Source organism: Streptomyces sp. NPDC037288 (genome assembly GCF_055603265.1).
Genome location: NZ_JBVJVY010000105.1, coordinates 1 through 8,402, shown reverse-complemented (window position 1 = coordinate 8,402; position 8,402 = coordinate 1). Strand labels below are relative to the sequence as shown.

The window sequence follows — 8,402 nt, the reverse complement described above, 5'->3', positions numbered from 1 at the left end:
GGGACAGCACAGCCCACTCGGCATCCGAAAGCTCATGACGACGCACCACGGCAAGCATGATCCCTCATCACCTGGCCACCTTTGAAGACGATCTCTAGGCTGCACCGGCCGCGCCCGGCGGCGTCGGCGATGTCCGCAGCGATCAGCCGGTTGCGGCTCGTGGTGTGGGCGAGTTCGTTGTAGATGGCCTGGATGGAGGCGCCGTCGGTGCCCGGTTCCTCGGTGGTGAAGGTCGTGGGGTGCACGACGAGGTGTTTGGCGAAGGTGCTGGTGTCGTCGATCTCGTGGCGGATGGGACCGCACTGCATGGTGATCACCGGGTCCATCTGGTCCGCCCGGTAGGGGGTGGCGGACAGGCCGACCCACCGCGGCGCTTTTGCTCTGCGGATCGCGGCTTCGGCGCCGGGGGCGCCGACGGCGTGGCACTCGTCCACGATGACCAGTCCGTAGCCGTTGAGCAGGTCGTCGGGGGCGTCGCGGTGGGACAGCGTCTGCAGCATGATCAGGTCGACGACGTGGGCGCGGCGGTCCTTGCCGCCGCCGAGCGCGCCGACCTGCCCCTCGCCCAGGTCCAGGAAGCCGGCCAGGTGTTCCTTCCACTGGGTCAGCAGTTCTGCCCGGTTCACGATCACCGCGGTCGGGGTGTGGTGGCGGGCGATCAGGGCGCAGGCCATGACGGTCTTGCCTGAGCCGGGCGGCGCGACCAGGGTGCCCGCCGGGTGCTCGGTCATCGCCGCCACGGCCGCCTGCTGGGTGGCGGTCAGCACGCCGGTGAAGTGGGCGGTGATCGGCGGGGGTTTCGGCAGGTCGCTGGCGATGGTGAGGGTGCCGCCGGCGGTGGCGATGAGCTGGGCGGCCTCGTCTGCCAGACCGCGGGGCAGCTTGAGCCAGTCGGGGTCGGAGGCGTCGAAGCAGCAGACGAGGCGCGGGGTGCCCCAGGTGGAGAAGCGCTGGTTCTGCTTGCGGTAGAACTCCGGGTTGTGGAACGACGCGGCGTGCTTGAGCGCGGCCAGCAGTTGCGGCGGCAGCCCGGCCGTGGAGATCGCCAGCATCGCCGAGAGCCGGGCCTGAACGCGCGCGGGCGCCTTGCCGAGGGCCTTGCGGCGGGGCTTGGGCCCCAGCTCCGGGGCGGTCGGGGAAGGCCCGGCCTTGACCGGGCCGAGCTTGTCGACGAGCGAGGTGACGTCGGCCGGCGACAGCCGCTCGGTGTGCGAGAGGTGGGCGAACTGGTCCGGATACGGCTCCCAGGTGTCGGGGTCCACGAAGACGGTGGTGCCTTTGGCGCGGGAGACGCCGTGCAGCGGCAGCGCGATCAGGCTGCCGAACCGGAAGCTGCCCCTGGCCTTGGTCGGCAGGAAGTCCTGCGCGGGAAAGAGCCGGTCGTAGCTGGACAGCGCCATCTGCCCGCGGGCGTCGATCGCCCGGCGCAGCAGCGCCATCCCCAGGGCGCGGGCGGTGGCCGCCGCGACGGGCGCGGTGAAGAACGTCCAGGCGTGCGCGCCCTTCCCGGACCGGGAGATCTCCAGGACGGCGGGGACGCCCGCCTCGTGGCAGGCCGTGACGTACGTGCTCGCGTCGGCGCGCCAGTCGCTGCCGTCCTTGCCGTCGAAGTCACACGCCAGCAGGCGGCAGGTGTCGTCGGCCAGCAGCGGATACAGCCCGATGTGCAGCTCGCTGCGGCCCTGCCGGGTCGCATCCAGGTGGCGGTAGACGGACTCGTCGGTCAGCAGCCAGAAGACCCGGTCCTCGTCGGCCTTGCTCTTGTCGAACGGGTTGTCCTCGGCCGGGCTCCAGCCGGTCCGGCCGGACTTGGCGCTCACCCACCGCTTGGCGTAGATGTCCTCGCGGCCTGCGAACAGGGCCCTGAACAGGGCGATCTTCGCCTCGGCGCTGGAGGAGGCATCCGCATAGGGCAGCCCGCCGGGGCTGGCTGGTGGCGGGGCCGGGACGGGCTCGGAAACGGGCGGCATGCCGATAGGTATGGTCTGGGTGTCTCGGCCCAGGAGGCTGCACAGCCGGGCGTTGTCCGCTCTCAGCCGGGCGATCTCCTCGTGTAGCTCTGCGTTCTCCTCCAGCGCCACGTCGAGGCGGATGCGCAGCTCGTCTGGATCGAGGCAGTCGGTCCAATCCTCCACACCCCCATGATCCAGAGTGCACCCGTGTCACGCAGCGAAAGCAGTCAGGTTTCCCTCTCCTGGCGCTCCCTTCCATGGGGTTGCTGGGATTTCGGACGGGTCTGGTCGGCGATGCGGAGGACTTCAGCGGCTTCGCGGAGGAAGTCGTGTCCGCGTGGGGTGGGAGCGAGAGGGCGGGTGGAGCGGTCGATGATGCAGAACCCGGCAGCCTTTTCGATCTTTGTGATGCGTTGTCTGAGAGCGTCGTCGCGTCCGTCGTAGATGGCGCGTGCGGCGGCGGCGATGCTGGAGTGGCAGGGGATTTGGACGATGGTTTGCAGCCGGTGGAGTGCGGTGGGGGATGCGGTCACGGCCTGCATGGCCGGGGACGGGGTCCAGGGTAGGTCGAGGTGGCCGATGGCGTTGTAGCGGCGCCCGGTGCTGCGGATCGGGAGGCCCCATCCTCTGGCCAGGGTGGTCAGGTGGTAGTGGCTGACGCCGCGTTCGCGGGCGAGTTCGGCCATGGTGCGCCGCTTTGCGACGTACTCGCGCTGAAGCCATGCGCGGGTGATGTCGGGCCGTGGTGGCAGCCGGCCGGGCCGCGGGCGGAGCGGGACTTCGTCGTGGATCAGCAGTGCGCGGACGGTGTCGGGGTTGCAGGACGCCAGCCGGGCGATGTGCGCGAGTTCCAGTTGTTGGTTTTCGTAGAGGTCACGGAGTTCCTCTGAGGCGAGAATGCCCTGGCGGACCTCGGCGGCCTCGGGCGTGAGCTGGTTGGCGAGGTTGCCGATCGCGTTACTGGGGATGGGCGTGCCGATGTCCGCGAGGTCGCAGTACAGGCGGATGTGCTCGGGGGTCAGGCCGAGCACATCGCTGGCTTCGTTCACGGAGGTGACCGTGCTCAGGAGGTCGCGGACATCGTTTGGGGCAAGGCTTGTTGGGCTGATCCCGGGCCATGTCGTACCGGTCACCCAGGAGTTGGGGGGTTCCCAGGTCAGGGGTTCGTCGATGCCGTGGCGGGCGAGGTTGTCCTCGGCCTGCCGGCGCAGGAACGAGCGAAGGGCTGGGGGTGCGCGGAAACGGAACTCGGTGCAGTGCCAGGCGAATCGTGTGTTGGCGCCGCTGGGCGGCGGGTGAATCTCGCCGGTCAGCAGCATCAGCAGATACCACTGCAGCAGGGCAGCGCGGTGCTCCTGTCCGGTTCTCCAGCCATGCTGGGCGCAGAGCCGTTTGAAGGCGTGCTGATCGAGGTGGATGGAGGTGTAGGTGAACGTGACCCTGCGCCGCGCGTAGTCGATCGGGGCGCCGTGGGCGTCCAGCGCGTAGGCGAGTTGGGCCAGTGTCGAGGCCAACGGGGTCAGGTCGTGGTGGCGGTAGAGGCGTCGCTCGACGCTGTCGCGATCGGTATCGATCTGGCCGTTGTCCAGCAGTGGACCCACACGTTCGAAATTCAGCTCTGGCGGTCCGCCGGGCAGCAGGAGGAAGCTGCTGCAGCCGCGCCGGAAGGCGCCGACGCGCAGGTTGGCCCTGTCTTTCAGCCGCGGCAGCAGGCGCATGGTCCAGCCCGGCCAGAGCATCGAGGGGATCAGCGCCGCCCGCCGGACGATGGTGTCGGCGTGCAGCATGGGCCAGCGCGGGCGGGGGCTGGCACTCGCGTAGCGCAGCCGGGCCTGCAGGGTGGCCTGGAGGTCGAGCCTGGCCAGGGCCCGCTCGACGAGCGGGGGGCCGCTGAAGGACCATCTGCCTGCTCGTTTGCCGATGTTGGCCCGCGGTCCCTGCTGGAGTGACTGGTCGGCCTCGAGGATCCAATCGAAGAGCGCGTCGTGGTCGCGGTGTCCGGGATGGAGAGCGACGTGTGCCAGTGCGGTGCCCAGGGCTGCGTTGTGGGCGTCGTGTCCGACATCCTCGTCGGTCAATCGAGGTAGTTCTCCGCCGCACTCGGTCAGCGCGGTGTGTACGACGTCCGGTGCTCGGTCGGCGACGGTGTGCAGGCCTCGCAGGATGCGCCAGGCCAACGCGTACAGCTGCTTGAGTTCCGCCAGTGCCTTTGGCCGTGAGGAGGCGTCACTGGCGAGAAGGGTGATGATGCGCTGCTGGGCTGGCAGCACCAGACCGGTTTCGGGTAGCCCGAGGACTGAGGCTTGAGACAGGTCGGCTCCGCAGGGCCGGCGGCCGGTGTGGCCGTGAGGGCTGGTCAGGTTGTCGCGAGTGCAGACGCCCGCACCGCGTGGGCCGAGGCGACGTGCGTTCCACGGATTCGGTGGCCGCTGGCAGTGCGGGCAGAAGTCGAGGAGCACAGTGCGGTGGGTGGGGCAGGCGAAGGCCCAGGGCAGACGCCACAACACCGGGCCACGGCCGGCGTTCTCGGCCAGACACGCGGGGCAGTAGCGGGTGCGGGCTCCGTTGAATCTCCAGGCGGGAGGCCGGGTCAGTCGGCGTCGGTCGGGATGGATCGTCACGGCCAGCCCGTCGTAGGGCGCGAGCGTCATCGCGGTCAGCACGGGCCGCGGGACGCCGGTGGCGTGGTGCACGGCGTCGGCGTCGGCCTCGGTGAGCCGCACAGCCATCTGTGTCGTGCGGGCCCCGGTCAGGCCGATGGCGTCGAGGAATGCGCTGTTGGTGGCGTGCAGGCGGCGGGCATAGACGCCGATCCAGCTCTCCAGCGCTTCGCCGGGCAGCGGCCTCAGCGAGATCGGGAGCGAGCCGCCCATCCAGGTCATCACGCACTCCTTCTGCGTCGGCGGGCCTGGGGGCGGGATGTCAGCAGTCCGGCCTCCAGCGCGCAGGCGAGTTCTCGGCGGGCTTCCTCGGCGGCCGCGTCGTTGTTCACCTGGTCCATCAGCCAGGTGTCCAGGCGTTCGTGACGCGTGCGGATCGCCCGCAGGCAGCCGCGGTTGATCAGTGCCATGAGCGAGGCGAAGTGGCCGCTGGAACGGGCCAGGAGGTAGTCGGAGAGGTCATCCGCAAGCATTCCGGGATACTTCTCGGCCAGTACCAGCTTGTGCTCGATGGTCAGCAGCAGGCGCCGCCATTCCAGGCGCCCTTCTTCGGTGTCGATCCGGAAGGGACGCAGTGACAGAGCGGTGGTGCGGCGGCCGAACTGTGCGTGCAGCGTCTGATCGGGGGACAGCCCCTCGGTCAGGATGCCGCGTTCACGCACCCCGACGCCGATGTAGATCAAGGTGACGGGGAACGTGTTGGCCAGGAACTTCAGGTGGTTGGCCATGGCCGCGGTCGCCCGGGCCGAGGCGTCCAGGAAGTGGATGTCGTCGATCATGAAGACGGCCGTCTTCAGGCTCAGCACCGCGTCCTTGGCCCGTTCGGCCAGGGCGTCGGCATCCCCTCGGGTGGGCAGCCCGTAGAACCGGCAGATCGCCGCGTTCAGGCCGCGGATACGGGTGTTGCCGCTCAGGGCGATGTAGAGGACCGGGACCCGGCGATGGCCCTGCGGGGAGGTCTCTCCGCGCAGGGCGATCTGCGCGCGGTGGAAGTCCCGCCCGTACTCGAGCACTGCTGTGCTCTTGCCCAGCCCGGGATAGGCGTCGACCAGGGCCGCGGGCTTGGCCTTGTCCCCGTCGTGCCGGTTGGACTCGACGATCTCGGCGAGCTCGTCGTGCAGCCGCAGCAGCTGAGGAGTCTTGATCGGCCCGAGATTCGCGTGCCAGACCGCCCGCCGGTCGTTGTGCCGCAGCAGCGCGGCCGGCGACAGGGCCGCCAGCTGCGCACGGGACAGTTGCTCCGGCTGGCTTCGCCCGGGGCCGTTCGCGAACTCCAGCCAGCCCTCCAGCCGGGTGGGCGAGTAGGGCCGGTCGTCTCCTTCGAAGACACCGGCCTCCTCAGCCCGGCTCACCGGCTGTCCAGGATGTCGGCGTAGAACTCGTCCTTCTCCAGCAGGACTTCTTGGTCGCCGGGGAAGGCGGCCTCGCACTCGTCGTCTTCGTCATCGTCCCCGCTCAGATCCGCTTCAGCAGGCTCAACCACCTGCAGATCCGGCCGGCTCTCAGCGTCCAAGCCTTCGGGGGACGACGTCACCGCAGCCAGTCGGCGAAGCGACGGCAACTGGTTCACGTCGTCCGTCGGGGCGTCGTCCTCGCCGATTAGCCGCAGTCGTTCCTGCGAGAGTCGCACCGCCATGCGCCGCTCGGTGCGGTCCGCGGCAAGCCCGGCACCCCACCGTTCCAGGAGTTCGACCAGCGCGCGTTTGGTGTCCGGGAACCGGTGGGTCTTTCGCGCGAGCCTGCGGGCATAGACCAGCGCCTCCCGGCTGAAGGGGCTGTTGAGCGTGGCCGCGTGTTCCCAGTCGAGCGTGTGCCACGTCTGCTTCTTCGGGTCCTGGAAGTACACCTTGGTCATATCGCCGCGGTCCACCGCGATCGGCCACTTGCCCGCATCCACCCCGCGATACGGACTTGGCTGGTTGCGGTAGTCGTCCAGGCCGTCGCCGTTGTAGCGCAGTCCCTCGATCTCGACGCCGTAGTGCTGGATGGTCGTGCGTGCCTCCTCCAGGAACTCCAGGGCCAGATGCGGGCGGGCAGGGATCCTGAGCGGGCCGGCTCGGGTGACACCGTGCTCGAACATGTCCAGCGGGCTCAGCTTCAGACCCGGCACCTCCGGCACGGACAGCCCGCGGTGGTGGCGCCGGTGATAGATCCGGGTAATCCACTCACGGATGATCGCTTCGAGTTCGTCGATGAAGAAGAACGCCTCGTCCTCGACCTTCTCTCCGCGGCTGTGCACGTCGGAGCCCTTGTAGCCGGGCAGTGCGGCCAGCAGCCCCTGATTCAGGGTGCGGAACCAGCGCTCGATCGGCTTGTCCGTCGGCGTCTTCGGACGGGCCGGCTGCAGCGAGATGTCCAGCTTCGCGCAGACGCTCTGGATGTGGTTCGACAGGTAGACCTTGCCGTGGTCGAAGATGATCGTCTCGGCCGCGACCGTGGGCAGCAGCGGCTGCCCGTCCCGGTCGACCAGCTTGTCCGCGTCGACCACCACGGTGGACGGCACCCCGCAGTACGGCAGCGGCTCAGCCCCTTCTCCCGGTGCCCTCCGCGGGCGGACCGTCTCGAACAACACCCCCGCCACGTCAGTCGACTTCGTCGACACCGGAGTCAGCCGCAGACCGGTGATGCACCGGCTGTAAAGATCCATCGCGACGGTGAGTTCGCACCGCACCCACCGGCAGGTCACCGGTTCCATCGCGAAGACGTCCAGGCAGTTGGTGTCCAGCACCACGTACTCGCCCGGCCGCGTCGCCCGCAGCCGGCCGTAGGTCCCCTTCGGGGCATCCGCGATCGACCGCTTCCCCTTCGTGCTGCCCTCGAAGGCGTTGGTGCCCTTGGCCAGCGCCCGCAGCAGTTCATAGCCCGTCGTGCGGGCCGGAATCGGGACCGTTCCCTTCCCGTACTCCTTGACCAGACGCTCCTCGATCTCCACCAGAACCAGATTCCGCACCGGCCGGGAGGACTTCTCGTGCCCCTTGAGCACCAGGCGAGCCATGTCCAGCCACCGATGGTCGGCCCGGTCCAACACGCTGGTCGCCCGCCGCTCATGAACCAGACCGGCCGGGCCTGAGCGCTTAACCTGCCGTACCCAGTTCCGGATCGTGGTCTCAGAGACGCCGAGCTCCGCCGCCTTGGCCGCATACCGGTGCATCCACGGTGTCCCGGGCGCGTAATCGGGCCGCGGCTCACCCGGCAGGGCCAACTCCTGGCTGCCGAGCTGGTAGCCCGTCCGCACCTCTTGGGCATGGCGGAACTTCCGCGTCAGCTCGTCGTCGTCATCGTCATCGAGACCGCTCAGGATTGCCGCAGTCGCTGGTTCCTCCTGCGGGGCCGGGACGAGGATCTCGGTGCTGGGATCTGCCAGCAGGACGGCGATGTCGACCTGCCGCCACTTCGGTGCCCCAACAACCGAAGCCGTCGGCCGAAGAAGAATCCGTCGCCCCTCGATCTCGGCGATCGAGAACTGCTCACCGTCGAAAATGATCGGCAGCCCCGGCCGCAAGGGCGTTGTCCAGATGGTCATGCGCCCCTCCGCACCACGGACTCACCCGACAACGGCCGCGACAGGTCCGTCGTCAACCGCCCGGACCACAACAGCGCCAGCAAAGACGGCCTCGCCTCCTCTGCGGGCCTATCACCGGCCAACCGGCGCTCGGCCATGGCCAGTTGCTCACCATCCACAACCTGCTGCCATGCCGATGGCGTCCCGCTTCGTGGTGTAGCCGATCAGTGTTGGGGCGTGCGCCCCGGGGCGTGTGTCGATAGGGATTCCGCTCCCTGCCCGGCAGGC

Annotated in this window: 4 protein-coding genes; all 4 read right to left on the bottom strand. The window is 69.2% G+C overall.

Going from position 1 to position 8,402, the window contains the following annotated elements; all coding sequences use genetic code 11:
- Window positions 1-32 precede the first annotated feature (32 nt).
- From ACZ7GZ_RS41300 to ACZ7GZ_RS41285, 4 genes are read right to left on the bottom strand one after another with little or no spacing between them, the layout of a single operon-like run.
- Window positions 33-2,135 carry a TOTE conflict system archaeo-eukaryotic primase domain-containing protein gene (locus tag ACZ7GZ_RS41300; RefSeq protein WP_471032772.1) on the bottom strand — a complete coding sequence of 701 codons (2,103 nt, stop codon included), beginning with the start codon at window positions 2,133-2,135 and terminating at the stop codon, window positions 33-35.
- Window positions 2,136-2,179: 44 nt separating this feature from the next.
- A complete protein-coding gene (locus ACZ7GZ_RS41295) occupies window positions 2,180-4,834 on the bottom strand; it encodes a TniQ family protein (RefSeq protein WP_471032771.1) in 2,655 nt (884 codons plus the stop codon).
- Window positions 4,834-5,964 (bottom strand): AAA family ATPase, encoded by a 1,131-nt coding sequence (locus tag ACZ7GZ_RS41290; RefSeq protein WP_471032768.1) that lies wholly within the window; start codon window positions 5,962-5,964, stop codon window positions 4,834-4,836. The genes ACZ7GZ_RS41295 and ACZ7GZ_RS41290 overlap by 1 nt, the downstream gene beginning before the upstream one ends.
- Window positions 5,961-8,135 carry a transposase family protein gene (locus ACZ7GZ_RS41285; RefSeq protein WP_471032767.1) on the bottom strand — a complete coding sequence of 725 codons (2,175 nt, stop codon included), beginning with the start codon at window positions 8,133-8,135 and terminating at the stop codon, window positions 5,961-5,963. Before ACZ7GZ_RS41285 ends, ACZ7GZ_RS41290 begins: the two co-directional genes overlap by 4 nt.
- Window positions 8,136-8,402: the final 267 nt, after the last annotated feature.